The following is a 24,905-nucleotide window of genomic DNA, read 5'->3' as shown; positions in this document are numbered from 1 at the left end:
GCCATGTCCTTCGCCGTGATCCAGATGGTCAGCCAGGACGATGTCCTGGCCAACCTCAGCGCCGCCCGTCGCCTGCTCGAGCAGGCTGCCGCCGGTGGCGCGCGCCTCGCTGTACTGCCGGAAAACTTTGCGGCCATGGGCCGCCGCGACCTGGCCGCCCTGGGCCGGGCCGAGGCCGATGGCACGGGGCCGATTCTGCCCTGGTTGAAACAGGCCGCCCGTGACCTCAGGTTATGGATAGTGGCTGGCACCATCCCCCTGCCACCCGACGACCGGCCGGCGGCCAAGGCCCATGCCTGCTCGCTGCTGGTCGACGAACGGGGCGAGCGGGTGGTGCGCTACGACAAGCTGCACCTGTTCGATGTCGACGTGGCCGACAGCCGCGGGCGCTACCGCGAGTCGGACGACTATGCCTTCGGCGGCCAGGTGGTGGTGGCCGATACCCCGGTCGGGCGCCTGGGCCTGACGGTGTGCTATGACCTGCGCTTCCCCGAGCTGTACAGCCGGCTGCGCGAGGCCGGCGCCGAGCTGATCACCGCCCCGGCAGCCTTCACCGCGGTGACCGGGGCGGCGCACTGGCAGGTGCTGACCCGTGCCCGCGCCATCGAGACCCAGTGCTATGTGCTGGCGGCGGGGCAGGGCGGCAGCCATCCGGGCGGGCGCGAGACCTTCGGCCATTCGGCGCTGATCGACCCCTGGGGTCGGGTGCTGGCCGAGCAGCCCCAGGGCGAGGCAGTGCTGCTGGGACAGCGCGATGCCGAGGAGCAGGCGGCGATCCGCCAGCGCATGCCGATCGCCCGCCACAGACGATTTTTAGCGCCGGTCGAACCCGGGCCGGCGCCCACGGAGAACCTATGAGCGAGACCCTGTTAGCCGTCAGCGGGCAGTTGCTGAGCCCCGGCGACCTGAGCATCGAACAGCTGCCGAGCATCCTCGGCGAGCTGGCCGGGCCGGGCATCGATGCTGCCGACCTGTACTTCCAGAGCCAGGTGTCCGAGACCTGGGTGCTGGAGGACGGCATCGTCAAGGAAGGTAGCTTCAACCTCGACCAGGGCGTTGGCGTGCGCGCCCAGTCCGGCGAGAAGACCGGCTTCGCCTACAGCAATGCCATCAGTGCCGAGGCCCTCGGCCAGGCGGCACGGGCCGCCCGCTCGATTGCCCGGGCCGGGCAGCAGGGGCGCGTGCAGGCCTTTGTCAGCCCGCAGGTCACTGCCCTGTACGCTGCGAACAATCCGCTGGAGGTACTGCAGCGAGCCGAGAAGGTCGAGCTGCTCAAGCGCGTGGACGTGGCCACCCGTGCCCTCGATCCGCGCATCAAACAGGTCACCGTGAGCCTGGCCGGGGTCTGGGATCATGTCCTGGTAGCGGCCAGCGATGGCAGCCTGGGTGCCGACATCCGCCCGCTGGTGCGTTTCAACGTCAGCGTGATCGTCGAGCAGAACGGCCGCCGCGAGCGCGGAGGCCATGGCGGCGGCGGGCGTACCGACTACCGCTATTTCCTCGAGGAGGACCGCGCCATGGGCTATGCCCGTGAGGCGCTGCGCCAGGCCCTGGTCAACCTGGAGGCGCAGCCGGCGCCGGCCGGCACCTTGCCGGTGGTGATGGGGGCCGGCTGGTCCGGCGTGCTGCTACATGAGGCGGTCGGCCACGGCCTGGAAGGCGACTTCAACCGCAAGGGCAGTTCGGCCTACAGCGGCAAGGTCGGCGAGAAGGTGGCCTCGAGCCTGTGCACCATTGTCGACGACGGCACCCTGGCCGGGCGTCGCGGCTCGCTGAGCCTGGACGACGAGGGCACCCCGACCCAGTGCACCACGCTGATCGAGAACGGCGTGCTCAAGGGCTACATGCAGGACAAGCTGAATGCCCGCCTGATGGGCGTGGCGCGCACCGGCAATGGCCGCCGCGAGTCCTACGCGCACCTGCCGATGCCGCGCATGACCAACACCTACATGCTGGCCGGCGCGAGCGATCCGGAAGAAATCATCCGTTCGGTGAAGAAGGGCATCTACTGCGCCAACCTCGGCGGCGGCCAGGTGGACATCACCAGCGGCAAGTTCGTGTTTTCCACCAGCGAGGCCTACCTGATCGAGGACGGCAGGATCACCGCGCCGGTCAAGGGCGCGACCCTGATCGGCAACGGTCCGGAAGCGATGAGCCGGGTATCGATGGTCGGCAACGACCTGGCTCTGGACAGCGGTGTCGGCACCTGCGGCAAGGACGGCCAGTCGGTGCCGGTGGGCGTCGGCCAGCCGACCCTGAAGATCGATGCGATTACCGTAGGCGGGACGGGCGCCTGAGGGGCGCCCGGCGGGTGGAGGTTTAGCGCAGGCCGCGTTGGACTTCGTCCAGTTCGCGGATGTATTTGAAGACCTTGCGCGCGGCGGCTGGCGGTTTGTTCCGCGCCGCTTCGTGCTGGGCATGACGGATCAGGCTGCGCAGGTGCTGGCGGTCGGTTTCCGGGTAGTCGTTGACGAAGCTCTCCAGGGTCGCGTCGTCGCCGGCGATCAGGCGGTCGCGCCAGCGTTCGAGGTTGTGGAAGCGCTCGTTGTATTCGCGGGTGGAGCTGTCGACCTGGTCGATCAGGGCGAGGATGCCCTCGATGTCCTGCTCGCGCATGAGCTTGCCGATGAACTGGACGTGGCGTTTCTTGGCCGCGTTGGCTGTGTGCTTCGGCGCCTCTTCGAGGGCCTTGCGCATGGCGTCGGTCAGCGGCAGCTTGGCCAGCAGGTCGGGTTTGAGGGTGGTCAGACGGGCGCCGAGATCCTGCAGGGCATGCAGCTCGCGCTTGATCTGGGTCTTGCTCTTCTCGCCGGAGAAGTCTTCGTCGTAAGCATCAGCCATGGGGGCGGTCCAGAGGGAAACGTCGCCATGATAGCAGCAAGGGTAGCGGCAAGCCTCAAGCCGCAAGCGCAGTGCTTGCCGGGCGGGCTGTCAGAGGCAGTTTTGGAGTGATTATGAGTGCAACAGAAGTGGTAGGCCCGCAGGCCTTGCCGGCCCTGCAGGCGCAGGTCGAACAGATCATCGCCGAGGCCCGGCGCCAGGGCGCCAGCGCCTGTGAAGTGGCGGTGTCGATGGAGCAGGGACTGTCCACCACGGTACGCCAGGGCGAGGTGGAAACGGTCGAGTTCAACCGCGACCAGGGCTTCGGCATCACCCTCTACGTCGGCCAGCGCAAAGGCTCGGCCAGCACCTCGGCAAACGGCGAGGCGGCCATCCGCGAGACCGTGGCGGCGGCCCTGGCCATCGCCAAGCATGCCTCCGAGGACGACTGCGCCGGTCTCGCCGATGCGGCGCTGATGGCCCGCGAGCTGCCGGAGCTGGATCTCTACCATCCCTGGGCGCTGGCCCCGGAGCAGGCGGTCGAGCTGGCTCTGGCCTGCGAAGGCGCGGCCTTCGCCGCCGACCCGCGGATCAGCAATGCCGACGGCACTACCCTCAATACCCACCAGGGCTGCCGGGTGTACGGCAACAGCCATGGTTTCGTCGGCGGCTATGCCAGCACCCGCCACAGCCTGAGCTGCGTGATGATCGCCGAGGGCGAGGGGCAGATGCAGCGCGACTACTGGTACGACGTCAACCGCCAGGGCGAGCTGCTGGCCGACCCGGCGCTGATCGGTCGGCGCGCCGCCGAGCGTAGCGTGGCGCGCCTCGGTGCACGGCCAGTGCCGACCTGCGAGGTGCCGGTGCTGTTCGCCGCGGAGCTGGCCACCGGGCTGTTCGGCCATTTCCTCGCGGCGATTTCCGGCGGCAATCTGTACCGCCATTCTTCCTTCCTCGAAGGCACGCTGGGCCAGCGCCTGTTCCCCGAGTGGCTGAGCCTCGACGAGCGCCCGCATATCCCGCGGGCCATGGGCAGCGCGACCTTCGACGGCGATGGCCTGGCAACCTATGCCAAGCCCTTCGTCGCCGGCGGCGAGCTGGTGTCCTACATCCTCGGCACCTATTCCGGGCGCAAGCTGGGCATGCCCAGCACGGCTAACTCTGGCGGCGTGCACAACCTGTTCGTCAGCCACGGCGATGAAGACCAGCGGGCGCTGCTGCGCCGCATGGATCGCGGCCTGCTGGTGACCGAGCTGATGGGACAGGGGCTGAACATGGTCACCGGCGACTATTCGCGCGGCGCCGCCGGTTTCTGGGTGGAAAACGGCGAGATCCAGTTCCCGGTGCAGGAGGTGACCATCGCCGGCAATCTGCGCGACATGTTCCAGCAGATAGTCGCGGTGGGCAGCGACCTGGAGCTGCGCGGCAATATCCGCACCGGCTCGGTGCTGATCGAGAAGATGACCGTCGCCGGCAGCTGATCCCGCCATGCAAAAGGCCCTGCCCGGGTAGCCCGGGCAGGGCCTTTGTCTTGGCGAAGCTTATTCGCCTTCGTCGAACTTGTTGTTGATCAGCTCGATCAGGGCGTTCAGCGCGTCGTCTTCCTGCTCGCCTTCGCTGTGCAAGTGCAGGTTGGTGCCCTTGCCGGCGGCCAGCATCATGACCGCCATGATGCTCTTGCCGTCGATCAGGCTCTGCGGGGTGCGGCCGACCCGTACCTGGCAGGGGAAGCGCCCGGCCACGCCGACGAACTTGGCGGCGGCGCGGGCATGCAGGCCGAGCTTGTTGATGATGGTGATTTCGCAGGCAGGCATTGCAGTCCTTAGCCGAGGTCGCGGTGGCGAACCTGGACGTTCTTCAGTATGGGCTTGAGGGCTTCGCCCAGGCGATTGGCCAGATAGACCGAGCGATGGTGACCGCCGGTGCAGCCAATGGCAATGGTCACGTAGGCGCGGTTGCTGGCGGCAAAGCGCGGCAGCCACTTGTTCAGGTAGCCGTGGATGTCCTGGTACATCTCCTCGACATCGGGCTGCGCGGCCAGGTATTCGGCCACCGGTGGCTCCAGGCCGGACATTTCGCGCAGATCCGGCTTCCAGTAGGGGTTGGGCAGGCAGCGCACGTCGAACACCAGGTCGGCGTCCACCGGCATGCCGCGCTTGAAGCCGAACGACTCGATGAGGAAGGCGGTGCCCGGCTCCGGCTTGTTCAGCAGGCGCAGCTTGAGGGTGTCGCGCAGCTGGTAGAGATTGAGGTGGGTGGTGTCGATCTTCAGGTCGGCCAGATCGGTGATCGGACTGAGCAGCAGCGCCTCGTCACGGATGGCTTCGGCCAGGGCGCGGTTCTCGTTGGTCAGCGGGTGGCGCCGGCGGGTCTCGGAGAAGCGCTTGAGCAGGGTTTCCTCGTCGGCATCCAGGTACAGCACGTCGCACTGGATGTGGCGGGCGCGTACTTCATCGAGCAGTTCGGGGAAGCGCTTTAGCTGGCTGGGCAGGTTGCGCGCATCGATCGACACGGCGACCTGCGGGTGCAGCAGTTCGGTCTGCAGCAGAGCGCGCTCGGCCAGTTCCGGCAGGAGGATCGCCGGCAGGTTGTCGATGCAGTAAAAGCCGTTGTCCTCGAGCACGTCGAGGGCAGTGCTCTTGCCCGAGCCGGAACGACCGCTGACGATGATCAGGCGCATGGCTCTGTCCTACCCGGCCTCAGTGGCCGCTCTGCACGTCGACCACCACCTGGTACAGGCTCTCGCTGCTCTGCGCCTGGCGCAGTCGCTCGCGTACTTCGCTGCGGTCGAGCATGCTGGCGATCTGGCGCAGCAGTTCGAGGTGTTCGTCGGTCGCCGCTTCCGGCACCAGCAGGACGAACAGCAGATCCACCGGGGCGCCGTCGATGGCGTCGAAGTCCACGGCCGCTTCCAGGTGCAATACCGCGCTGATCGGCGCGTTGCAGCCGGGCAGGCGGCAGTGGGGAATGGCGATGCCGTTACCGAAGCCGGTGGAGCCGAGCTTCTCGCGGGCAATCAGGTTTTCGAAGATGTCCTGGGTGTCGAGATCGGGAAGATCGCGAGCAACCAGGTTGGCAATCTGTTCGAGGACGCGTTTCTTGCTGCCGCCAGGCACGCTCACCAGGGAGCGGCCGGCGGTCAGGATGTTTTCAAGTCGGATCATGGGTTGGCAGGTTTCAGCGAGCCGTGGCGCCTTGCAGGCGGCCCAGCTGCTTTTCCTTGTGCTTGATCAGTTGGCGGTCGAGTTTGTCGGCGAGCAGGTCGATGGCCGCGTACATGTCTTCATGTTCGGCGTTGGCCACCACTTCGCCGCCGGCGATGTGCAGGGTTGCTTCGATCTTCTGTTTGAGCTTCTCGACTTCCATGGTCACCTGAACGTTGGTGATTCGGTCGAAATGGCGCTCCAGCCGGCTGAGTTTTTCCCCGACATAGTCGCGCATGGCGTCGGTCACATCCAGTTGATGTCCACTGATGTTGACTTGCATACCGCTTCTCCTTGTTGCCGTGTGTAAGAGGCAGGCTAACGGGCCTGCCACCGTAACACTTTGGCTTTGGGAAGGCTCTTGCAGAACTGTCCTGGAATTCCCCCGCGGGCAGGGCGCTTGGCGCGCATCCAGTTTTGCAAAAGCCTTCCCTCAGTGCCGCATCACATCAGTCGTTTACGTTCACTCGAAGGCGCTATCCCGAGGGATTCGCGGTATTTGGCGACTGTGCGGCGGGCTACCTGAATGCCCTGTGCTTCCAGTAAACCAGCGATCTTGCTGTCGCTCAACGGCTTTTTCGCGTTTTCCGCGGCGACCAGTTTCTTGATGATGGCGCGGATGGCGGTGGACGAGCATTCACCGCCTTCGGAGGTGCTGACGTGGCTGGAGAAGAAGTATTTCAGCTCGTAAATGCCGCGCGGGGTGTGCATGAATTTCTGCGTGGTGACCCGCGAAATGGTCGACTCGTGCATGCCCACCGCTTCGGCGATGTCGTGCAGCACCAGGGGCTTCATGGCCTCGTCGCCATAGTCGAGGAAGCCACGCTGATGCTCGACGATCTGCGTCGCCACCTTCATCAGGGTTTCGTTACGGCTCTGCAGGCTCTTGATGAACCAGCGCGCTTCCTGCAGCTGGTTGCGCATGAAGGTGTTGTCGGCGCTGGAGTCGGCGCGGCGCACGAAGCCGGCGTATTGCGGGTTGACCCGCAGGCGCGGCACCGCTTCCTGGTTTAGCTCCACCAGCCAGCGTTCGTTGTGCTTGCGCACGATCACGTCCGGCACCACGTATTCCGGCTCGCTGGCTTCGATCTGCGAACCGGGGCGCGGGTTGAGGCTCTGGATCAGCTCGATGACCTGGCGCAGCTCGTCTTCCTTGAGCTTCATGCGCCGCATCAGCTGGCTGTAGTCGCGGCTGCCGAGCAGGTCGAGGTGCTCGCCGGCCAGGCGCTGCGCCTCGCTCAGCCAGGGGGTATTGGCTGGCAGTTGGCGCAGTTGCAGGAGCAGGCACTCGCGCAGGTCGCGGGCACCGATGCCGGCGGGCTCAAAGTGCTGGATGCGGCGCAGTACGGCTTCGACTTCGTCGGCTTCGATATCCAGTTCGGGATCGAAGGACTCGACGATCTCCTCGATGCTTTCTTCCAGGTAACCCTGGTTGTTGATGCAGTCGATGATGGTGACGCCGATCAGTTTGTCGGTGTCGCTCATCGGCACCAGGTTGAGCTGCCACAGCAGGTGGCTCTGCAGGCTCTCGCCGGCGGAGGTGCGGGTGGTGAAGTCCCACTCGTCGTCGTCATTGCTCGGCAGGCTGCTGGCGCTGGTCTGGTAGATGTCTTCCCAGGCGGTGTCCACCGGCAGTTCGCTGGGGATGCGCTCGTGCCACTCGCCATCTTCCTGGGAGTCGGCGCTGCCGCTGTTGGTTTCCTGGTAGGTCGGCTCTGGAGTCGCCTGCGGCGATTGCTCGGCGGCGTCGGCCATGGGGTCGGAGTTGTCGAAGTCGTCGCCTTCTTCCTGGCGCTCCAGCATGGGGTTGGATTCCAGGGCCTCCTGGATTTCCTGCTGCAGATCCAGGGTGGACAGCTGGAGTAGGCGAATGGCTTGTTGCAGCTGCGGCGTCATCGTCAGCTGCTGGCCCATCTTGAGGACTAGCGAGGGTTTCATGGCAGGAAGCTTTGCACCTTATCTGCTGGCGCAGGGCGCCATTCACTACAGGGCGCCAGGGCGCCGCCAGTAAGCAAATTATATGCCCGAAATTTCGGGCTTTGCCTAGGCTTGACAACGTCCTTGTAGTGAATCGGCCCTGCTCGCGATCCGTGGCCGTGCGCGGGTGGTTCGGGCCCGGATGGGGCGGCGAACCGGCCCGCGACAGGCCGGAGCGGGGCTGGTCAGAGGCGGAACTCGTGCCCCAGGTAGACTTCCTTGACCAGCTGGTTGGCCAGGATGGTCTCGGCATCACCTTCGGCGATCAGCTGACCGTCGTTGACGATATAGGCGGTTTCGCAGATATCCAGGGTCTCGCGCACGTTGTGATCGGTGATCAGCACGCCGATGCCTTTGGCCTTGAGGTGGTGGATGATCTGCTTGATGTCGCCGACCGAGATCGGGTCGACACCGGCGAAGGGTTCGTCGAGCAGGATGAACTTGGGCTCGGTGGCCAGGGCGCGGGCGATTTCCACGCGGCGGCGTTCACCGCCGGACAGGCTCATGCCGAGGCTGTCGCGGATGTGGCTGATGTGGAATTCCTGCAGCAGGGTTTCCAGGGCCTTGTTGCGTCCGGCGCGGTCGAGATCCTTGCGGGTCTCGAGGATCGCCAGGATGTTGTCGGCCACGGTCAGCTTGCGGAAGATCGAGGCTTCCTGCGGCAGGTAGCCGATGCCGGCGCGGGCGCGGCCGTGCATGGGCTGGTGGCTGATGTCGTGGCTGTCGATCAGTACCCGGCCCTGATCAGCCTGCACCAGGCCGACGATCATGTAGAAGCAGGTGGTCTTGCCGGCGCCGTTGGGGCCGAGCAGGCCGACGATCTGGCCGCTGTCGATGGACAGGCTGACGTCGCGAACCACCTGGCGACCCTTGTAGCTCTTGGCCAGGTGCTGGGCTTTGAGAGTCGCCATTACTGCGCCTGCTCCGCTTGGCCGCTTTTCTTGCGCGGCTGCAGCACCATGTCGATGCGCGGGCGCGGCGTGGTCACCGAGGAACCATTGGCACGGCCGGCGTTGACGATCTGGCGCTGGGTGTCATAGACGATCTTCTCGCCTTCGAAGGTGTTGCCCTGCTGGATCACCTTGGCCTGGTCGATCAGCACGATGCGCTCGTTGGTCGCGTAGTACTGGATGGTCAGGCCATAGGCCTTGACGATGTCCTTGTCCGGCGCGGGTTTCTGTTCGTAGTAGGCGGGTTTGCCGACCGAGGTGAACAGTTCGATGTCGCCGTTCTTGTCCTGGGTGATGGTCACGGTGTCGCCGGTGATCTTCAGGGTGCCCTGGGTAATCACCACGCCGCCGCGGTACACCGCCACGCCTTGTTTGTCGTCCAGCTCGGCGCTGTCCGCCTGTACCCGGATCGGCTGATCGCGGTCGCTGGGCAGGGCCCAGGCGGCGGCACTTCCAAGTGCGCTGCCCAGACTGAGCAGAAGGGGGAGGGTTTTAACGAACCTCATGCTGGCCTCTTACGTTGGACAGCAGGTTGATCCTGCCGTCATTCATGTACGCTTTCATTCCCTGTGCCGTGGTCACCCCGTTGGCGGCCTCGATTCTAACGGCTTGCTGGGTCTGCGCATATTCTTTGTCCGGAAATACGGTCATCCGGCTGCTGGTGATCACCACCGGGCGGTTCTTGGCATCGGTGCGGGCGATGCGCACCTTGTCGATCAGCTCGACCTGGGCGCCCTGCGGGGCCACTTCGCCGCGCTCGCTCTGCACGTGCCAGGGCAGCTCGGTGCCGCGGTACAGCAGCAGATCCGGCTTCTGTACCAGGGTCACGTCGCTGGCCTTGAGGTGATCCAGCTTGTCGGCGGTCATGCTGTACTGCAGCTTGCCGTCTTCCTGGAATTGCACGGTGCTGGCATTGACCACATAGAAGTCGATGGACTGTTCGGTTTCCGCCACGCTGGGCTTGTCCATGAAACTTTCCGGGCGGATGTTCCAGTAGCCGACGGCCGCCAGCAGAGCGGCGACGAGTATGGCGAGCAGGGCGTTGCGCAGTTTGCCGGGCATGGAAAATCCTAGAGGTAAGCGGCCTGGGCGGCTTCGAGGGTGCCCTGGGCACGCATGATCAGCTCGCAGAACTCGCGGGCGGCGCCTTCGCCGCCGCGGGCGCTGGTTACACCGTGGGCGTGCTGGCGGACGAAACCGTCGGCGCTGGCTACGGCCATCCCTAAGCCGACACGGCGGATCACCGGCAGGTCGGGCAGGTCGTCGCCCAGATAGGCGACCTGCTCATAGTTTAGCCCCAGCTCGCCGAGCAGTTCGTCGAGAACGACGAGCTTGTCCTCGCGGCCCTGATACAAGTGCTGGATGCCGAGGTTCTGCGCGCGGCGCTCGACCACTGGGGTCTTGCGGCCGCTGATGATGGCGGTGCGCACCCCGGAGTTGATCAGCATCTTGATGCCGTGGCCGTCGAGGGTGTTGAAGGTCTTGAATTCGCTGCCGTCGGTGAGAAAGTACAGGCGACCGTCGGTCAATACGCCGTCCACATCGAAAACGGCCAGTTTGACCGCCTGGGCGCGTTGCAGCAGTTCGTTGCTCATTTACATCACTCCGGCGCGCAGCAGGTCGTGCATGTTGAGGGCGCCGACCGGCTTGTCCTCGTCATCCACGACGACCAGCGCGTTGATCTTGTGGTCTTCCATGATTTTCAGGGCTTCGGCGGCGAGCATTTCGGCGCGGGCGGTCTTGCCGTGGATGGTCATCACCGCATCGATGGTCGCCTGGTGCACGTCGATGCCCTTGTCCAGGGTGCGGCGCAGGTCGCCGTCGGTGAAGATCCCGGCCAGCTTGCCGTCGGTCTCGGTGATCACGGTCATGCCCAGACCTTTGCGGGTCATTTCCAGCAGGGCGTCGCGCAGGCTGGTGCCGCGCGCCACCAGTGGCAGGCGCTGGCCGCTGTGCATGACGTTCTCCACCTTGAGCAGCAGGCGGCGGCCGAGGGCGCCACCCGGGTGGGAGAAGGCGAAATCTTCGGCGGTGAAGCCGCGGGCTTCCAGCAGGGCGATGGCCAGGGCGTCGCCAAGCACCAGGGAAACGGTGGTGGAGGAGGTCGGTGCCAGGTTCAGTGGGCAGGCTTCCTGGGCCACGCGGGCATCCAGGTTGACTTCGGCGGCCTTGGCCAGCGGCGAGTCGGGGTTGCCGGTCATGCTGATCAGGGTAATGCCGAGGCGCTTGATCAGTGGCAGCAGGGTGACGATTTCGGCGGTGGAGCCGGAGTTGGACAGGGCCAGTACCACGTCGTCGCGGGTGATCATGCCCATGTCGCCATGGCTGGCCTCGGCCGGATGCACGAAGAACGCCGGGGTGCCGGTGCTGGCCAGGGTGGCGGCGATCTTGTTGCCGACATGCCCGGACTTGCCCATGCCGACCACCACGATGCGGCCCTTGCAGGCCAGCAGCAGTTCGCAGGCGCGGACGAAATCGCCATTGATGCGGCCAAGCACGGCCTCGATGGCCTCGATTTCGAGGCGGATGGTGCGTTGTGCGGAGAGGATCAGGTCGCTGGATTGGGACATGACGGAATTCACGGTGCCAGGCAGAAAAGGCGGGATTATACCGGCAAAGCCGGCTTCGCTCACCTCCGACCATTGGTCGTGGCGAAGGTTGCCGGGAAAATGCATGAAAAGATTGCCATGCCTTGGGCCGCGCGCCGGCCAGTGCTATATTCCGCGCCTTGTTCGGCCTGTCCACTGTGCGTGTGGTGCCCCAACGTCGGGATGCTGCGTCTGTCCATGGAGGCTGTGTCACAAGGAGTCTGGATGAGCGCCGAGAATGCCTATGCCGTTGAGTTGAAGGGGCTGACCTTCAAGCGCGGCGCGCGCAAGATTTTCGACAATATCGATGTGCGCATTCCGCGCGGCAAGGTCACCGGCATCATGGGACCTTCCGGTTGCGGCAAAACCACCCTGTTGCGCCTGATCGCCGCCCAGCTGCGCCCGGACAGCGGCGAGGTGTGGGTCAACGGGCAGAACCTGCCAACCCTTTCCCGTGCCGCGCTGTTCGACATGCGCAAGCAGTTCGGCGTGCTGTTCCAGAGCGGTGCGCTGTTCACCGACCTGGACGTGTTCGAGAACGTCGCCTTCCCGCTGCGGGTACACACCCAGCTGCCCGACGAGATGATTCGCGACATCGTGCTGATGAAACTGCAGGCCGTGGGCCTGCGCGGTGCCGTGGAGCTGATGCCGGATGAACTGTCCGGCGGCATGAAGCGCCGGGTGGCGCTGGCCCGGGCGATTGCCCTGGATCCGCAGATCCTGATGTACGACGAGCCGTTCGTCGGTCAGGATCCCATCGCCATGGGCGTGCTGGTGCGTCTGATCCGTCTGCTCAACGACGCCCTGGGTATCACCAGCGTGGTGGTGTCCCACGACCTGGCTGAAACCGCCAGCATTGCCGACTACATCTATGTGGTGGGGGATGGCCAGGTACTCGGCCAGGGCACCCCGGCCGAGCTGATGAATTCGGATAATCCGCGGATCCAGCAGTTCATGCAGGGCATTCCGGATGGGCCGGTGCCTTTCCACTATCCGGCGCCGGATTACCTGGAAGACTTGTTGGGGGCCAATTGATGCGTAAGTCGTCGCCACTGGAGCGCATCCGGCTGCTCGGCCGTTCCGGAATCGATGTGGTCGAGGCCATGGGCCGCTCTGTGCTGTTCCTTGGCAGCTCGCTGTTTGGTCGCAGTGGTCTGCGCAACGGTGGGCAATTGCTGATTCGCCAGCTGTACTCGGTGGGCGTGCTGTCGCTGCCGATCATCATGGTTGCCGGCCTGTTCATCGGCATGGTGTTGGCCCTGCAGGGCTTCAATATCCTCACCAGCTATGGCTCGGAGCAGGCCGTGGGGCAGATGGTCGCCCTGACCCTGCTGCGCGAGCTCGGCCCGGTGGTCACCGGCCTGCTGTTCGCCGGCCGTGCCGGCTCGGCGCTGACCGCCGAGATCGGCAACATGAAATCTACCGAGCAGCTGTCCAGCCTGGAAATGATCGGCGTGGATCCGCTCAAGTACATCATCGCCCCGCGCCTGTGGGCCGGTTTCATCTCCATGCCGCTGCTGGCCGCGATCTTCAGCGTGGTCGGCATCTGGGGCGGGGCGATGGTTGCCGTCGACTGGCTGGGCGTCTACGAAGGCTCGTTCTGGTCGAACATGCAGAACAGCGTGGAATTCACCGAAGACGTGCTCAACGGCGTGATCAAGAGCATGGTGTTCGCCTTTGTCGCGACCTGGATCGCCGTGTTCCAGGGCTATGACTGCGAACCCACTTCCGAAGGTATCAGCCGTGCCACCACCAAGACCGTGGTGTACGCCTCGCTGGCCGTGCTCGGCCTCGACTTTATTCTGACCGCCCTGATGTTTGGAGATCTCTGATGCAAAGCCGCTCCCTGGAAATCGGCGTCGGCCTGTTCCTGCTGGCTGGACTGCTGGCCCTGTTGCTCCTGGCCCTGCGGGTCAGCGGGCTGTCTGCCGCCAGTTCGAGCGACAGCTACAAGCTGTACGCGAACTTCGACAATATCGCCGGCCTGACGGTGCGGGCCAAGGTCACCATGGCCGGCGTGACTATCGGCAAGGTCACCGCCATCGACCTGGATCGCGACAGCTACACCGGTCGAGTGACCATGGAAGTGGAAAAGCGGGTGGACAACCTGCCGGTGGACTCCACGGCTTCTATCCTTACTGCCGGCCTGCTGGGTGAGAAGTACATCGGCATCAGCGTGGGCGGTGAAGAAGACCTGCTCAAGGATGGCGGAACCATTCGCGACACCCAGTCGTCTCTGGTGCTGGAAGACCTGATCGGCAAATTCCTGATGAACTCGGTGAACAAGGAAAGCAAATGAGCATGCTCAAACTCCTGCGTAACAGCCTGCTGGTGGTGCTGGCCGCAGCGCCGCTGCTGGTTCAGGCCGCTCCGTCTGCCCATGAAGTGGTGGAGCAGACCACCAAGCAACTGCTCGACGACCTTAAGGCCAACAAAGAGGCCTACCAGCAGAACCGCCAGTCCTTCTACGACAGCCTGGATCGCATCCTTGGCCCGGTGGTGGACAGCGACGGTATTTCCCGCAGCATCATGACCGTCAAATACTCGCGCAATGCCACGCCCGAGCAGATCCAGCGCTTCGAGAGCAACTTCAAGCGCAGCCTGATGCAGTTCTATGGCAACGCCCTGCTCGAGTACGACAACCAGGGTATCCGCGTGCTGACGGCCAAGGCCGAGGGCGCCGATCGCGCCAGTGTCGGCATGGAGGTGAGCGGCAAGAATGGTGCCGTCTACCCGGTGTCCTACACCATGGTGCAGATCAACGGTCAGTGGATGCTGCGCAACGTGATCATCAACGGCATCAACGTCGGTAAGCTGTTCCGTGACCAGTTCGCCGATGCCATGCAGCGCAACGGCAACGACCTGGACAAGACCATTGACGGCTGGGCCGATGTGGTGGCCAAGGCCAAGGAAAGCGCCGAAGGCCAGCAGGCTGGCGGTCAATGAGCCAGGGCACCATCCGTCAGGGCGGTGTCGGCGAGCTGCTGCTGTCCGGCGTGCTCGACTACCGTAGCGGGCCGCAGCTGCGCGAAGACGGCCGGCGGCTGATCGCTGGCAGTGCGGTTGGCGAGCTGGTGCTCGACTGCGCGGCGGTGGACAAGTCCAGCAGCGTCGGCTTGGCGCTGCTGCTGGCCCTGCTGCGCGACGCCCGGGCCGCGGGCAAGCGCCTCAGTGTGCGCCGGCTGCCGGCGGACATGCAGGGCATTGCCCGGGTTTCCGGTCTGCAGGAGCTGCTCGGCCTCGAGCATTGAACCTGCCAAGGCCCTCCGTCTGCGATCCCGCGCCGCGGGCTTCGCAGGCGGGGGGCTTTTTTGTATCATGGCCGGCCCGCGAGCCTCGGCCCGCCAATGATGCCTTACTGCGCCGATCGAGGTTGAACATGCAGGCCGTAGAAGTGAAAAGCCTCCTGGAAGCCAAGTTGCCCAACACCCGTGTCGAGGTGGAAGGCGAGGGCTGCAATTTCCAGCTGAACCTGATCAGCGACGAGCTGGCCGCTCTCAGCCCGGTCAAGCGCCAGCAGCAGATTTACGCCCACCTCAACGAATGGATCGCCAGTGGTGCGATCCATGCCGTGACCATGAAATTCTTCAGCCAGGCCGCCTGGGCCGAGCGTTCCTGAGCCTGCGGGCAGCGAGATTCAAATGGACAAACTGATCATCACCGGCGGTATCCGCCTCGACGGCGAAATCCGCATTTCCGGCGCGAAGAACTCCGCCCTGCCGATTCTGGCCGCCACCCTGCTGGCCGACACCCCGGTTACCGTGTGCAACCTGCCGCACCTGCACGACATCACCACCATGATCGAGCTGTTCGGTCGCATGGGTGTGCAGCCGATCATCGACGAGAAGCTCAGCGTCGAAGTCGATGCCAGCAGCATCAAGACCCTGGTCGCGCCGTACGAGCTGGTGAAGACCATGCGCGCCTCGATCCTGGTACTCGGTCCGATGGTCGCCCGCTTCGGTGAAGCCGAAGTGGCCCTGCCTGGCGGTTGCGCCATCGGTTCGCGTCCGGTCGACCTGCACATCCGTGGCCTGGAAGCCATGGGCGCCAAGATCGACGTCGAAGGCGGCTACATCAAGGCCAAGGCGCCAGAAGGCGGCCTGCGTGGCGCGCACTTCTTCTTCGATATCGTCAGCGTGACCGGTACCGAGAACATCATGATGGCCGCGGCCCTGGCCAAGGGCCGTACCGTGCTGGAAAACGCCGCGCGTGAGCCGGAAGTGGTCGACCTGGCCAACTTCATCAACGCCATGGGCGGCAAGGTCAGCGGTGCCGGTACCGACACCATCACCATCGACGGCGTCGAGCGCCTCGGTGGCGGTCGCTACAGCGTGATGCCCGACCGTATCGAGACCGGTACCTACCTGGTGGCCGCTGCTGCCACCGGTGGCCGGGTCAAACTGAAAGACACCGATCCGACCATCCTCGAGGCCGTACTGGCCAAGCTGCAGGAAGCGGGCGCCGAGATCACCACCGGCAAGGACTGGATCGAGCTGGACATGAAGGGCAAGCGGCCGAAAGCGGTCAACGTGCGCACCGCGCCGTACCCGGCCTTCCCGACCGACATGCAGGCCCAGTTCATCTCCCTCAACGCCATCGCCGAGGGTACCGGCACCGTCATCGAGACCGTGTTCGAGAACCGCTTCATGCACGTCTACGAGATGAACCGCATGGGCGCGCAGATCCTGGTCGAGGGCAACACCGCCATCGTTACCGGTGCACCGGCGCTGAAAGGCGCTCCGGTCATGGCCACCGACCTGCGGGCTTCCGCCAGCCTGGTGATCGCCGCGCTGGTAGCCGAAGGCGAGACCCTGATCGACCGCATCTACCACATTGACCGTGGTTACGAGTGCATCGAGGAAAAACTGCAGCTGCTCGGCGCCAAGATCCGCCGCGTACCGGGCTAGTAGACGCTCGCCACCTGGCCGCGCCGGCGGCCCCGCGATGCGGGACGCCGGCACCAGACGTTTCAGTAAGGATTGGGTTTAGCAATGCTCACCATCGCGCTGTCCAAGGGCCGCATCCTCGATGACACCCTGCCGCTGCTCGCCGCAGCCGGCATCGTGCCGACCGAGAATCCGGAGAAGAGCCGCAAGCTGATCATCCCCACCACCCAGGACGATGTGCAGCTGCTGATCGTGCGCGCCACCGATGTGCCGACCTATGTCGAGCATGGTGCCGCCGACCTCGGCGTGGCCGGCAAGGACGTGCTGATGGAATACGGCGGCCAGGGCCTGTACGAGCCGCTGGATCTGCAGATTGCCAAGTGCAAGCTGATGACTGCCGGCAAGGTCGGTGCGCCGGAACCGAAAGGCCGCCTGCGCGTGGCCACCAAGTTCATCAACGTGGCCAAGCGTTACTATGCCGAGCAGGGTCGTCAGGTCGATGTGATCAAGCTCTACGGCTCCATGGAGCTGGCCCCGCTGGTCGGCCTGGCCGACAAGATCATCGACGTGGTCGATACCGGCAACACCTTGCGCGCCAACGGCCTGGAGCCCCAGGAGCTGATCGCCACGATCAGTTCGCGCCTGGTGGTCAACAAGGCGTCGATGAAGATGCAGCACGGTCGCATCCAGGCGCTGATCGATACCCTGCGCAGCGCCGTCGAGGCGCGACACCCCAGCTGATACCCTCAACGCGGCGTTACGTCGCGTCTGCCTATCCGTGTCATAGCCACTTTTCTCGGGCGTCCATGCGGTGGGCTTGGTAGCCTAGCGACGCCCGAGCATTTGCCAATCAAGAGGCCCGCTATGACCAGTTCCGTTGCTATCCGCCGTCTCAATGCCGCTGACCAGGACTTCGCCCGTCATCTGGATCATCTGCTGAGCTGGGAAAGCGTGTCGGATGACGGCGTCAACCAGCGTGTGCTGGACATCATCGCCGCCGTGCGTAGCCGCGGCGATGCCGCCCTGGTCGAGTTCACCGAGAGATTCGACGGCCTCGACGTTGCCTCGATGGCCGACCTGATCCTGCCGCGCGAGCGCCTGGAACTGGCCCTGACCCGCATCACGCCCGAGCAGCGCAGCGCCCTGGAGAAGGCCGCCGAGCGCGTGCGCCTGTACCACGAGCGGCAGAAGCAGGACTCCTGGAGCTACACCGAAGCCGACGGCACCGTGCTGGGGCAGAAGGTCACCCCGCTGGATCGCGCCGGCCTGTACGTGCCGGGCGGCAAGGCCTCGTACCCCTCGTCGGTGCTGATGAATGCCATCCCGGCCAAGGTTGCCGGCGTGCCGGAAGTGGTGATGGTAGTGCCGACCCCGCGTGGCGAGATCAACGAGATCGTCCTCGCCGCCGCCTGCATCGCCGGCGTCGACCGGGTGTTCACCATCGGTGGCGCCCAGGCCGTGGCCGCACTGGCCTATGGCACCGAGAGCGTGCCGCCGGTGGATAAGATCGTCGGCCCCGGCAATATCTACGTGGCCACCGCCAAGCGCCACGTGTTCGGCAAGGTCGGCATCGACATGATCGCCGGCCCGTCGGAAATCCTCGTGGTGTGCGATGGCCAGACCGATCCGGACTGGATCGCCATGGATCTGTTCTCCCAGGCCGAGCACGACGAAGACGCCCAGGCCATCCTGGTCAGCCCGGATGCCGCCTTCCTCGACAAGGTCGCAGCCAGCATCGCCAAGCTGCTGCCGACCCTGGAGCGCGAGACCATTGCCCGCACTTCCATGGAGGGCCGCGGCGCGCTGATCCAGGTCGCCGACATGGCCCAGGCCATCGAGGTGGCCAACCGCATCGCGCCGGAGCACCTGGAACTGTCGGTGGCCAACCCCGAGCAGTACCTGCCCGAGATTCGCCATGCCGGCGCGATCTTCATGGGCCGCTACACCGCGGAAGCCCTGGGCGACTACTGCGCCGGGCCGAACCACGTGCTGCCGACCTCCGGCACCGCGCGCTTCTCCTCGCCGCTGGGGGTGTACGACTTCCAGAAGCGCTCGTCGATCATCCACTGCTCGGCCGATGGCGCTTCCGAACTGGGCAAGGTCGCCTCGGTGCTGGCCCGCGGCGAGTCGCTGACCGCCCACGCCCGAAGCGCCGAGTACCGCATCAAGAGTTGACCTGAACCTTGTGGGAGCGAGCTCTGCTCGCGAAGCTTTTAAGCGAGCAATTCGCGAGCAGAGCTCGCTCCTACGCAAAGCGACACGAACCTAATTCGAGGAGAGAAGGGCAGATGAGCAAATTCTGGAGCCCCTTCGTCAAAGACCTGGTGCCCTACGTGCCGGGTGAGCAGCCGAAACTGGCCAAGCTGGTCAAGCTCAACACCAACGAGAACCCCTATGGCCCGTCGCCCAAGGCGCTGGCCGCCATGCAGGCCGAGCTGAACGACAGCCTGCGCCTGTACCCGGATCCCAACAGCGATCGCCTGAAACAGGCGGTGGCCGACTACTACGGCGTGAGCACTGCCCAGGTGTTCGTCGGCAACGGCTCCGACGAGGTGCTGGCGCACGCCTTCCACGGCCTGTTCCAGCACGGCAAGCCGCTGCTGTTCCCCGACGTCACCTACAGCTTCTATCCGGTGTACTGCGGCCTGTACGGGATTGCCCACGAGGCCCTGGCGCTGGACGAGCAGTTCCAGATTCGCGTGGCCGACTACGCGCGGCCCAATGGCGGGATCATCTTCCCCAACCCCAACGCGCCGACCGGCTGCCTGCTGGCGCTGGAAGCCATCGAGCAGATGCTCAAGGCCAGTCCGGACAGCGTGGTGCTGGTGGACGAGGCCTATATCGACTTCGGTGGCGAAACGGCGATCAAGCTGGTCGACCGCTACCCGAACCTGCTGGTAACCCAGACCCTGTCCAAGTCGCGCTCGCTGGCTGGGCTGCGGGTCGGCATCGCGGTGGGGCACCCGGATCTGATCGAGGCGCTGGAGCGGATCAAGAACAGCTTCAACTCCTATCCGCTGGATCGTATGGCGATTGCCGGCGCAGCCGCGGCGTTCGAGGACGAAGCCTACTTCCAGCAAACCTGCCAGGCGGTGATCGCCAGCCGCGAGGCGCTGGTCGAGGCCATGAGCGGCCTGGGCTTCGAGGTGCTGCCGTCGGCGGCCAACTTCGTCTTCGCCCGTCATCCGCAGCGCGATGCAGCGGAGCTGGCCGCGGCCCTGCGCGAACACGGGGTGATCGTGCGCCACTTCAAGCAGCAGCGCATCGCCCAGTTCCTGCGCATCACCATCGGTGCGCCGGAGCAGAACCAGGCCTTGCTGGATGCCCTGGGGCAGATTCTGTAACGACTCTGTCACTATGAAAAAAGGCGCCTTTCGGCGCCTTTTTTCATTCCTGCTGGGCGGTTTCCGCCGGTGGCCGCAGGCCGACCTCGGCGGTCAGCTCCAGGGTTTCGCCGCCGCGCAGGACTTCCACGACTATCTTGTCGCCGGGCTTGGTGCGCGCTACCTGGTTCATCGAGCGGCGGCCGTCCACGGCGTCCTCCTCGCCGATGCGCAGGATCAGGTCGCCCGGTTGCAGGCCGGCCTTCTGCGCCGGGCCATTGCGATAGATACCGGCGACCAGGATGCCGGCGCGGCCCTGCAGGCCGAAGGACTCGGCCAGTTCCTGGGTCAGCGGCTGCACTTCGATGCCCAGCCAGCCGCGGATCACCTGGCCATGCTCGATGATCGCCTTCATCACCTCGCGAGCCAGTTTCACCGGGATGGCGAAGCCGATGCCCTGGGAGCCGCCGGACTTGGAGAAGATCGCGGTGTTGATGCCGATCAGGTTGCCGTGCGCGTCGACCAGGGCGCCGCCGGAGTTGCCTGGGTTGATCGCCGCATCGGTCTGGATGAAGTCTTCGTAGGTGTTGAGGCCCAGTTGGTTGCGCCCGGTGGCGCTGATGATGCCCATGGTCACGGTCTGGCCGACGCCGAAGGGGTTGCCGATGGCCAGGGTGACGTCACCGATCTTGATCTGATCGGAGCGGCCGAGGGTCATGGTCGGCAGATCCTTGAGGTCGATCTTGAGCACCGCGAGGTCGGTTTCCGGGTCGCTGCCGACCAGGTGGGCCACGGTCTCGCGGCCGTCCTTGAGGGCCACCACTATCTGGTCGGCACCGCTGGTGACGTGGTTGTTGGTCAGCAGGTAGCCTTCGGCGCTCATGATCACCGCCGAGCCCAGGCTCGACTCCATGCGCCGCTGCTTGGGCAGGTTGTCGCCGAAGAAGCGGCGGAACACCGGGTCGTCGAACATCGGCGAAGACGAGCGGCTGACCATCTTGGTGGTATACAGGTTGACCACCGCCGGTGCCGCGCGGCTCACCGCGTCGGCGTAGGATACCGGGCCTTCCTGGGCCGTACCGTAATGCGGTGCCTGCTGCAGGTAGACGTCGTGACTGGGCAGGCCGACCCATTGCGGGTAGCGCTGGATTATCAGCAACGCCAGCAACAGGCCGGCCAGCAGGGGCCAGCCAAGGAAGCGCAGGGCCTTGAGCATCGAGGGAAATCCTGAGGGTTGTCGGGGCAGGCGGCGCCCCTTAAGGTGGCGGCATTATAGAGGGGCTGCCGGCAAGAAAGCAGTGCCTGCAACAGATTGAAGAGGATTGTCCATGGCCATTGCCCTGACCACCCTGGTCGAGGAAGCGGATCGCTTCCTGAATGCCGCGCGCATCAGCGATTACTGCCCCAACGGCTTGCAGGTCGAGGGCCGGCCGCAGGTGCGGCGCATCGTCAGCGGGGTCACCGCCAGCCAGGCGCTGCTGGATGCCGCGGTGGAGGCCGAGGCCGACGTGGTGCTGGTGCACCACGGCTACTTCTGGAAGGGCGAGGACGCCTGTATCACCGGCATGAAGCGCCGTCGCCTGCAGACCCTGCTGGGCAACGACATCAGCCTGCTGGCCTATCACCTGCCGCTGGACGTGCATGCCGAGGTGGGTAACAACGTGCAGCTGGCGCGCCAGCTCGACATCACGGTGGAAGGCCCGCTGAATCCGGACAATCCCAAGGTGGTCGGCCTGCTCGGTTCGCTGGCCGAGCCCATGAGCCCGCGCGATTTCGCCCGGCGGGTGCAGGAAGTGCTGGGTCGCGAGCCGCTGCTGGTGGCCGGCGAGGGCATGGTGCGGCGGATTGGCTGGTGCACCGGCGGTGGTCAGGGCTACATCGACGACGCGATTGCTGCCGGGGTCGATCTGTTTCTCACCGGCGAGGCCTCCGAGCAGACCTTCCACAGCGCCCGTGAGAACGCCATCAGCTTCATCGCCGCCGGCCACCACGCTACCGAGCGCTACGGCGTGCAGGCGCTGGGCGACTACCTGGCGCGGCGCTTTGCCATCGAACACCTGTTTATCGATTGCCCGAATCCCATATAAAGCGCTGATTCTTCGGGCATAAAACTAGATCGTTTCGATCTAAGTGGCGGCCTGAATAGAAGGGGGCGCTGTGCTAGAGTGCGCCCTCGTCCACGGCCCGCCGGCCGTTCATTCCCAGATCTGTGATAAGCCATGCTCGACAAACTGACGCACCTGAAACAGCTCGAGGCGGAAAGTATCCACATCATTCGTGAAGTGGCCGCCGAATTCGACAACCCGGTGATGCTGTATTCCATCGGTAAAGATTCCGCCGTGATGCTGCATCTGGCGCGCAAGGCATTCTTCCCCGGCAAGCTGCCGTTCCCGGTCATGCACGTGGACACGCGTTGGAAATTCCAGGAGATGTACCGCTTCCGCGAGAAGATGGTCAAAGAGTACGGCCTGGATCTGATTACCCACACCAACCCCGATGGCGTGGCGCAGGACATGAACCCCTTCACCTACGGCAGTGCCAAGCACACTGACGTGATGAAGACCGAGGGTCTCAAGCAGGCGCTGGACAAGTACGGCTTCGACGCCGCCTTCGGTGGCGCGCGCCGCGACGAAGAGAAGTCGCGTGCCAAGGAGCGCGTGTACTCCTTCCGCGACAGCAAGCACCGCTGGGATCCGAAGAACCAGCGCCCCGAGCTGTGGAACGTGTACAACGGCAACGTCAAGAAAGGCGAGTCGATCCGCGTATTCCCGCTGTCCAACTGGACCGAGCTGGATATCTGGCAGTACATCTATCTGGAGCAGATCCCGATTGTGCCGCTGTACTTCGCCGAAGAGCGCGAAGTGATCGAGATGAACGGCGCGCTGATCATGATCGACGACGAACGCATCCTCGAACACCTCACTCCCGAGCAGAAAGCCAGCATCCACAAGAAGATGGTGCGCTTCCGTACCCTCGGCTGCTACCCGCTGACCGGTGCGGTGGAGTCCACCGCTACCACCCTGCCGGAAATCATTCAGGAAATGCTGTTGGCCAAAACCTCTGAGCGCCAAGGCCGAGTTATCGACCATGACTCTTCCGGCTCGATGGAAGAGAAGAAACGTCAGGGGTACTTTTAATATGTCGCACCAATCCGAACTGATCAGCGAGGACATCCTCGCCTACCTGGCCCAGCACGAACGTAAAGAGCTGCTGCGCTTCCTGACTTGCGGCAACGTCGACGACGGCAAGAGCACCCTGATCGGCCGCCTGCTGCATGACTCCAAGATGATCTATGAAGACCATCTGGATGCCATCACCAAGGACTCCAAGAAAGTCGGTACCACCGGTGAGGACATCGACCTGGCGCTGCTGGTCGACGGCCTGCAGGCCGAGCGCGAGCAGGGCATCACCATCGATGTGGCGTACCGCTACTTCAGCACCACCAAGCGCAAGTTCATCATCGCCGACACCCCCGGCCATGAGCAGTACACCCGCAACATGGCGACCGGTGCGTCCAACTGCGACCTGGCCATCATCCTGATCGACGCCCGCTACGGCGTGCAGACCCAGACCCGCCGGCACAGCTTCATTGCCTCGCTGCTGGGCATCAAGCACATAGTCGTCGCCATCAACAAGATGGACCTGAAGGGCTTCGACCAGGGCGTGTTCGAGCAGATCAAGGCCGACTACCTGGCCTTCGCCGACAAGATCAACCTCAAGCCCAGCTCCCTGCACTTCGTGCCGATGTCGGCGCTGAAGGGCGACAACGTGGTGAACAAGAGCGAGCAGTCGCCCTGGTACACCGGCCAGTCGCTGATGGAAATCCTCGAGACCGTGGAAGTCGCCGGCGACCGCAACTTCAACGACCTGCGTTTCCCGGTGCAGTACGTCAATCGTCCCAACCTGAACTTCCGCGGTTTCGCCGGCACCCTGGCCAGCGGCATCGTGCGCAAGGGCGACGAAGTCATCGCCCTGCCGTCGGGCAAGGGCAGCAAGATCAAGTCCATCGTCACCTTCGAGGGTGAGCTGGAGCAGGCCGGCCCGGGCCAGGCGATCACCCTGACCCTGGAAGACGAGATCGACGTATCGCGCGGCGACATGCTGGTGCATGCCGACAACCGTCCGCAGGTGGTCGACAGCTTCGAGGCCATGCTGGTGTGGATGGCTGAAGAGCCGATGCTGCCGGGCAAGAAATACGACATCAAGCGCGCCACCAGCTACGTGCCGGGTTCGATTCCGAGCATCGCCCACAAGGTCGATGTGAATACCCTGGAAGAGACCGCGGCGAGCAGCCTGCAGCTGAACGAGATCGCCAAGGTCAAGGTGGCCCTGGATGCGCCGATCGCCCTCGACGGCTATGCGCAGAACCGCACCACCGGTGCCTTCATCGTCATCGACCGGCTGACCAACGGCACCGTCGGTGCCGGCATGATCATCGCTGCACCGCAGGCCCAGCAGGGCGGCGGTCACCACGGCAAGCTGGCCCACGTGTCCACCGAGGAGCGCGCCGCGCGCTTCGGCCAGCAGCCGGCTACCGTGCTGTTCAGCGGCCTGTCCGGCGCCGGCAAGAGCACCCTGGCCTACGCCGTGGAGCGCAAGCTGTTCGACATGGGGCGTGCCGTGTACGTGCTGGATGGCCAGAACCTGCGCCATGACCTGAACAAGGGCCTGCCGCAGGATCGTGCCGGGCGCACCGAGAACTGGCGTCGCGCCGCCCACGTCGCCCGTCAGTTCAACGAAGCCGGCTTGCTGACCCTGGCCGCCTTCGTCGCTCCGGACGCCGAAGGCCGCGAGCAGGCCAAGGCGCTGATCGGCGGCGAACGCCTGATCACCGTGTACGTGCAGGCATCGCCGGCCGTGTGCCGCGAGCGTGACCCGCAGGGCCTGTATGCCGCCGCTGGCGACAACATCCCGGGTGAGTCCTTCGCCTACGACATCCCGTTGAATGCCGATCTGGTGATCGACACCCAGAGCCTGTCGGTGGAAGAGGGCGTCAAGCAGGTGCTCGACCTGCTGCGCAGCCGTGGCGCGATCTGATCGCGACGCCGGTAAGAAAAGCCCCGCCTAGTGCGGGGCTTTTTGTTTGCACGGCGGCATGCTGCTGGCCCTAGGGTGCGCTGCGCCCCCCGCATGGGCCGCGTCGTGGTTTCTGGTGCTG

At 64.9% G+C, this 24,905-nt stretch carries 28 protein-coding genes; 16 read left to right on the top strand and 12 right to left on the bottom strand.

The features are described from left to right. The first annotated feature begins 3 nt into the window (after positions 1-3). Positions 4-858: a carbon-nitrogen hydrolase family protein gene (locus A9179_RS18250; RefSeq protein WP_187807629.1), complete on the top strand. Its 855-nt coding sequence runs from the start codon at positions 4-6 to the stop codon at positions 856-858. Continuing rightward, positions 855-2,297, top strand: a complete 1,443-nt coding sequence (tldD, locus tag A9179_RS18245; protein WP_187807628.1) for a metalloprotease TldD — start codon at positions 855-857, stop codon at positions 2,295-2,297. Before A9179_RS18250 ends, tldD begins: the two co-directional genes overlap by 4 nt. A 22-nt stretch (positions 2,298-2,319) precedes the next feature. Here tldD and yjgA read toward each other — a convergent pair whose 3' ends face one another. Continuing rightward, positions 2,320-2,841, bottom strand: coding sequence for a ribosome biogenesis factor YjgA (gene yjgA, locus A9179_RS18240; protein WP_187807627.1), 522 nt, complete (start codon positions 2,839-2,841; stop codon positions 2,320-2,322). Positions 2,842-2,954: 113 nt separating this feature from the next. On the opposite strand from yjgA, the gene pmbA reads away from it, so the two are divergent. Beyond that, positions 2,955-4,301, top strand: a complete 1,347-nt coding sequence (pmbA, locus tag A9179_RS18235) for a metalloprotease PmbA (RefSeq protein ID WP_187807626.1) — start codon at positions 2,955-2,957, stop codon at positions 4,299-4,301. Between the two features lie 60 nt (positions 4,302-4,361). Here pmbA and A9179_RS18230 read toward each other — a convergent pair whose 3' ends face one another. The 10 genes from A9179_RS18230 to A9179_RS18185 all read right to left on the bottom strand — a co-directional run bounded on the left by A9179_RS18230 (position 4,362) and on the right by A9179_RS18185 (position 11,520). Continuing rightward, positions 4,362-4,634: an HPr family phosphocarrier protein gene (locus tag A9179_RS18230; RefSeq protein WP_187807625.1), complete on the bottom strand. Its 273-nt coding sequence runs from the start codon at positions 4,632-4,634 to the stop codon at positions 4,362-4,364. Positions 4,635-4,642: 8 nt separating this feature from the next. After that, complete coding sequence (rapZ, locus tag A9179_RS18225; RefSeq protein WP_187807624.1) at positions 4,643-5,500, bottom strand: RNase adapter RapZ; 858 nt, start codon at positions 5,498-5,500, stop codon at positions 4,643-4,645. A 19-nt stretch (positions 5,501-5,519) separates the two neighbouring features. Continuing rightward, on the bottom strand, positions 5,520-5,984 hold the full coding sequence (gene ptsN / locus A9179_RS18220; RefSeq protein ID WP_187807623.1) for a PTS IIA-like nitrogen regulatory protein PtsN: 465 nt from the start codon (positions 5,982-5,984) through the stop codon (positions 5,520-5,522). Between the two features lie 13 nt (positions 5,985-5,997). Continuing rightward, the gene (hpf, locus tag A9179_RS18215) at positions 5,998-6,306 is read right to left on the bottom strand and encodes a ribosome hibernation-promoting factor, HPF/YfiA family (protein WP_187807622.1); all 309 of its coding nucleotides are present in this window, start codon (positions 6,304-6,306) and stop codon (positions 5,998-6,000) included. A 161-nt stretch (positions 6,307-6,467) separates the two neighbouring features. Further along, entirely contained in the window at positions 6,468-7,961 is a 1,494-nt protein-coding gene (locus A9179_RS18210) for an RNA polymerase factor sigma-54 (RefSeq protein WP_187807621.1), read from the bottom strand. 224 nt (positions 7,962-8,185) lie between these two features. Beyond that, a complete protein-coding gene (gene lptB / locus A9179_RS18205) occupies positions 8,186-8,911 on the bottom strand; it encodes an LPS export ABC transporter ATP-binding protein (RefSeq protein ID WP_187807620.1) in 726 nt (241 codons plus the stop codon). Beyond that, entirely contained in the window at positions 8,911-9,456 is a 546-nt protein-coding gene (lptA, locus tag A9179_RS18200) for a lipopolysaccharide transport periplasmic protein LptA (RefSeq protein WP_187807619.1), read from the bottom strand. Before lptA ends, lptB begins: the two co-directional genes overlap by 1 nt. Then, a complete protein-coding gene (gene lptC, locus A9179_RS18195; protein WP_187807618.1) occupies positions 9,443-10,012 on the bottom strand; it encodes an LPS export ABC transporter periplasmic protein LptC in 570 nt (189 codons plus the stop codon). Before lptC ends, lptA begins: the two co-directional genes overlap by 14 nt. Before the next feature lie 8 nt (positions 10,013-10,020). Continuing rightward, positions 10,021-10,545 carry a KdsC family phosphatase gene (locus A9179_RS18190; RefSeq protein WP_187807617.1) on the bottom strand — a complete coding sequence of 175 codons (525 nt, stop codon included), beginning with the start codon at positions 10,543-10,545 and terminating at the stop codon, positions 10,021-10,023. After that, complete coding sequence (locus A9179_RS18185; protein WP_187807616.1) at positions 10,546-11,520, bottom strand: KpsF/GutQ family sugar-phosphate isomerase; 975 nt, start codon at positions 11,518-11,520, stop codon at positions 10,546-10,548. 243 nt (positions 11,521-11,763) lie between these two features. Between A9179_RS18185 and A9179_RS18180 the strand changes: the two genes are divergently transcribed. The 10 genes from A9179_RS18180 to hisC all read left to right on the top strand — a co-directional run bounded on the left by A9179_RS18180 (position 11,764) and on the right by hisC (position 19,768). Further along, on the top strand, positions 11,764-12,573 hold the full coding sequence (locus A9179_RS18180; RefSeq protein WP_187807615.1) for an ATP-binding cassette domain-containing protein: 810 nt from the start codon (positions 11,764-11,766) through the stop codon (positions 12,571-12,573). Beyond that, on the top strand, positions 12,573-13,370 hold the full coding sequence (mlaE, locus tag A9179_RS18175; protein ID WP_187807614.1) for a lipid asymmetry maintenance ABC transporter permease subunit MlaE: 798 nt from the start codon (positions 12,573-12,575) through the stop codon (positions 13,368-13,370). Before A9179_RS18180 ends, mlaE begins: the two co-directional genes overlap by 1 nt. Then, positions 13,370-13,837 carry an outer membrane lipid asymmetry maintenance protein MlaD gene (mlaD, locus tag A9179_RS18170; protein ID WP_187807613.1) on the top strand — a complete coding sequence of 156 codons (468 nt, stop codon included), beginning with the start codon at positions 13,370-13,372 and terminating at the stop codon, positions 13,835-13,837. Before mlaE ends, mlaD begins: the two co-directional genes overlap by 1 nt. Positions 13,838-13,839: 2 nt before the next feature. Beyond that, the gene (locus tag A9179_RS18165; RefSeq protein WP_187808630.1) at positions 13,840-14,484 is read left to right on the top strand and encodes an MlaC/ttg2D family ABC transporter substrate-binding protein; all 645 of its coding nucleotides are present in this window, start codon (positions 13,840-13,842) and stop codon (positions 14,482-14,484) included. Then, positions 14,481-14,789: an STAS domain-containing protein gene (locus A9179_RS18160; protein ID WP_187807612.1), complete on the top strand. Its 309-nt coding sequence runs from the start codon at positions 14,481-14,483 to the stop codon at positions 14,787-14,789. Before A9179_RS18165 ends, A9179_RS18160 begins: the two co-directional genes overlap by 4 nt. Positions 14,790-14,917: 128 nt before the next feature. After that, a complete protein-coding gene (locus A9179_RS18155; protein WP_187807611.1) occupies positions 14,918-15,157 on the top strand; it encodes a BolA family protein in 240 nt (79 codons plus the stop codon). Positions 15,158-15,179: 22 nt separating this feature from the next. Continuing rightward, positions 15,180-16,445 carry a UDP-N-acetylglucosamine 1-carboxyvinyltransferase gene (gene murA, locus A9179_RS18150; protein ID WP_187807610.1) on the top strand — a complete coding sequence of 422 codons (1,266 nt, stop codon included), beginning with the start codon at positions 15,180-15,182 and terminating at the stop codon, positions 16,443-16,445. An 84-nt stretch (positions 16,446-16,529) separates the two neighbouring features. Continuing rightward, complete coding sequence (hisG, locus tag A9179_RS18145) at positions 16,530-17,165, top strand: ATP phosphoribosyltransferase (RefSeq protein WP_187807609.1); 636 nt, start codon at positions 16,530-16,532, stop codon at positions 17,163-17,165. A 123-nt stretch (positions 17,166-17,288) separates the two neighbouring features. Continuing rightward, positions 17,289-18,599, top strand: coding sequence for a histidinol dehydrogenase (hisD, locus tag A9179_RS18140; RefSeq protein WP_187807608.1), 1,311 nt, complete (start codon positions 17,289-17,291; stop codon positions 18,597-18,599). A 113-nt stretch (positions 18,600-18,712) separates the two neighbouring features. Then, complete coding sequence (hisC, locus tag A9179_RS18135) at positions 18,713-19,768, top strand: histidinol-phosphate transaminase (RefSeq protein WP_187807607.1); 1,056 nt, start codon at positions 18,713-18,715, stop codon at positions 19,766-19,768. Positions 19,769-19,811: 43 nt separating this feature from the next. On the opposite strand, the gene algW is transcribed toward hisC, so the two are convergent. Next, entirely contained in the window at positions 19,812-20,963 is a 1,152-nt protein-coding gene (algW, locus tag A9179_RS18130) for a Do family serine endopeptidase AlgW (RefSeq protein ID WP_187807606.1), read from the bottom strand. Between the two features lie 112 nt (positions 20,964-21,075). Here algW and A9179_RS18125 point away from each other — a divergent pair, with 112 nt between their 5' ends. The 3 genes from A9179_RS18125 (at position 21,076) to cysN (ending at position 24,784) form a co-directional block, all read left to right on the top strand. After that, a complete protein-coding gene (locus A9179_RS18125; protein ID WP_187807605.1) occupies positions 21,076-21,834 on the top strand; it encodes a Nif3-like dinuclear metal center hexameric protein in 759 nt (252 codons plus the stop codon). A gap of 132 nt (positions 21,835-21,966) precedes the next feature. After that, positions 21,967-22,884 (top strand): sulfate adenylyltransferase subunit CysD, encoded by a 918-nt coding sequence (gene cysD / locus A9179_RS18120; protein WP_187807604.1) that lies wholly within the window; start codon positions 21,967-21,969, stop codon positions 22,882-22,884. A 1-nt stretch (position 22,885) separates the two neighbouring features. After that, the gene (gene cysN, locus A9179_RS18115) at positions 22,886-24,784 is read left to right on the top strand and encodes a sulfate adenylyltransferase subunit CysN (protein ID WP_187807603.1); all 1,899 of its coding nucleotides are present in this window, start codon (positions 22,886-22,888) and stop codon (positions 24,782-24,784) included. Positions 24,785-24,905: the final 121 nt, after the last annotated feature.

The organism is Pseudomonas alcaligenes, from assembly GCF_014490745.1.
Lineage (GTDB): Bacteria > Pseudomonadota > Gammaproteobacteria > Pseudomonadales > Pseudomonadaceae > Aquipseudomonas > Aquipseudomonas alcaligenes_C.
The sequence above is the reverse complement of the archived record's forward strand: the minus strand, read 5'-3'. Positions and strand labels throughout refer to the sequence as shown.

Excerpts from the sequence above, each read along its gene's own strand:
- A9179_RS18250 (WP_187807629.1), top strand. The coding sequence starts at position 4 with ATGTCCTTCGCCGTGATCCAGATGGTCAGCCAGGACGATGTCCTGGCC.
- tldD (WP_187807628.1), top strand. The coding sequence starts at position 855 with ATGAGCGAGACCCTGTTAGCCGTCAGCGGGCAGTTGCTGAGCCCCGGC.
- yjgA (WP_187807627.1), bottom strand. The coding sequence starts at position 2,841 with ATGGCTGATGCTTACGACGAAGACTTCTCCGGCGAGAAGAGCAAGACC.
- pmbA (WP_187807626.1), top strand. The coding sequence starts at position 2,955 with ATGAGTGCAACAGAAGTGGTAGGCCCGCAGGCCTTGCCGGCCCTGCAG.
- A9179_RS18230 (WP_187807625.1), bottom strand. The coding sequence starts at position 4,634 with ATGCCTGCCTGCGAAATCACCATCATCAACAAGCTCGGCCTGCATGCC.
- rapZ (WP_187807624.1), bottom strand. The coding sequence starts at position 5,500 with ATGCGCCTGATCATCGTCAGCGGTCGTTCCGGCTCGGGCAAGAGCACT.
- ptsN (WP_187807623.1), bottom strand. The coding sequence starts at position 5,984 with ATGATCCGACTTGAAAACATCCTGACCGCCGGCCGCTCCCTGGTGAGC.
- hpf (WP_187807622.1), bottom strand. The coding sequence starts at position 6,306 with ATGCAAGTCAACATCAGTGGACATCAACTGGATGTGACCGACGCCATG.
- A9179_RS18210 (WP_187807621.1), bottom strand. The coding sequence starts at position 7,961 with ATGAAACCCTCGCTAGTCCTCAAGATGGGCCAGCAGCTGACGATGACG.
- lptB (WP_187807620.1), bottom strand. The coding sequence starts at position 8,911 with ATGGCGACTCTCAAAGCCCAGCACCTGGCCAAGAGCTACAAGGGTCGC.
- lptA (WP_187807619.1), bottom strand. The coding sequence starts at position 9,456 with ATGAGGTTCGTTAAAACCCTCCCCCTTCTGCTCAGTCTGGGCAGCGCA.
- lptC (WP_187807618.1), bottom strand. The coding sequence starts at position 10,012 with ATGCCCGGCAAACTGCGCAACGCCCTGCTCGCCATACTCGTCGCCGCT.
- A9179_RS18190 (WP_187807617.1), bottom strand. The coding sequence starts at position 10,545 with ATGAGCAACGAACTGCTGCAACGCGCCCAGGCGGTCAAACTGGCCGTT.
- A9179_RS18185 (WP_187807616.1), bottom strand. The coding sequence starts at position 11,520 with ATGTCCCAATCCAGCGACCTGATCCTCTCCGCACAACGCACCATCCGC.
- A9179_RS18180 (WP_187807615.1), top strand. The coding sequence starts at position 11,764 with ATGAGCGCCGAGAATGCCTATGCCGTTGAGTTGAAGGGGCTGACCTTC.
- mlaE (WP_187807614.1), top strand. The coding sequence starts at position 12,573 with ATGCGTAAGTCGTCGCCACTGGAGCGCATCCGGCTGCTCGGCCGTTCC.
- mlaD (WP_187807613.1), top strand. The coding sequence starts at position 13,370 with ATGCAAAGCCGCTCCCTGGAAATCGGCGTCGGCCTGTTCCTGCTGGCT.
- A9179_RS18165 (WP_187808630.1), top strand. The coding sequence starts at position 13,840 with ATGCTCAAACTCCTGCGTAACAGCCTGCTGGTGGTGCTGGCCGCAGCG.
- A9179_RS18160 (WP_187807612.1), top strand. The coding sequence starts at position 14,481 with ATGAGCCAGGGCACCATCCGTCAGGGCGGTGTCGGCGAGCTGCTGCTG.
- A9179_RS18155 (WP_187807611.1), top strand. The coding sequence starts at position 14,918 with ATGCAGGCCGTAGAAGTGAAAAGCCTCCTGGAAGCCAAGTTGCCCAAC.
- murA (WP_187807610.1), top strand. The coding sequence starts at position 15,180 with ATGGACAAACTGATCATCACCGGCGGTATCCGCCTCGACGGCGAAATC.
- hisG (WP_187807609.1), top strand. The coding sequence starts at position 16,530 with ATGCTCACCATCGCGCTGTCCAAGGGCCGCATCCTCGATGACACCCTG.
- hisD (WP_187807608.1), top strand. The coding sequence starts at position 17,289 with ATGACCAGTTCCGTTGCTATCCGCCGTCTCAATGCCGCTGACCAGGAC.
- hisC (WP_187807607.1), top strand. The coding sequence starts at position 18,713 with ATGAGCAAATTCTGGAGCCCCTTCGTCAAAGACCTGGTGCCCTACGTG.
- algW (WP_187807606.1), bottom strand. The coding sequence starts at position 20,963 with ATGCTCAAGGCCCTGCGCTTCCTTGGCTGGCCCCTGCTGGCCGGCCTG.
- A9179_RS18125 (WP_187807605.1), top strand. The coding sequence starts at position 21,076 with ATGGCCATTGCCCTGACCACCCTGGTCGAGGAAGCGGATCGCTTCCTG.
- cysD (WP_187807604.1), top strand. The coding sequence starts at position 21,967 with ATGCTCGACAAACTGACGCACCTGAAACAGCTCGAGGCGGAAAGTATC.
- cysN (WP_187807603.1), top strand. The coding sequence starts at position 22,886 with ATGTCGCACCAATCCGAACTGATCAGCGAGGACATCCTCGCCTACCTG.